1 protein-coding gene is annotated in these 406 nt (G+C 52.2%); it reads right to left on the minus strand.

All coding sequences use genetic code 11. From position 1 onward, the window contains the following. Positions 1-406 (minus strand): amidohydrolase family protein (locus tag AC9UEO_RS13385; protein WP_509534496.1); only part of this gene is annotated, 406 nt, incomplete at both ends.

Here is a 406-nt window from a genome sequence, read left to right on the forward strand (position 1 = left end):
GTTCCGTTACCACTGGAGTTAGGTCTGCATGCAGCGACGGATGCAGATCCATGAGGGCAATAGCTTCGGGTGCTGCATGGTGTCCGCAGTGGGCCAATATCAATGGCATACCTGGAAACTGATCAGCAACTTCGCCGATAGCGGGAAGGTCTTCAGCATCGGTTCGTCCATTTACGTTGTGACCAAGGTGCACCACCGCAGGAAGGCGGCGTTCAGATGCAAACGCAAACACAGGTTGCAGTCGCACATCATCAACAGCAAAGTTTCCAACCGAACAATGCAATTTCAACACTCGTAGTCCGAGCACATCTACAGCATGACGAACAATGTCAACAGGGTTCCTGTCGTCGGGATGAATGGTCAAGCCACCAACTACTCGCACCGGTGACTGAGCAAACTGTGTAAC

It is taken from the genome of Limnohabitans sp., assembly GCF_040401495.1.
Taxonomy (GTDB): Bacteria; Pseudomonadota; Gammaproteobacteria; order Burkholderiales; family Burkholderiaceae_C; genus Limnohabitans.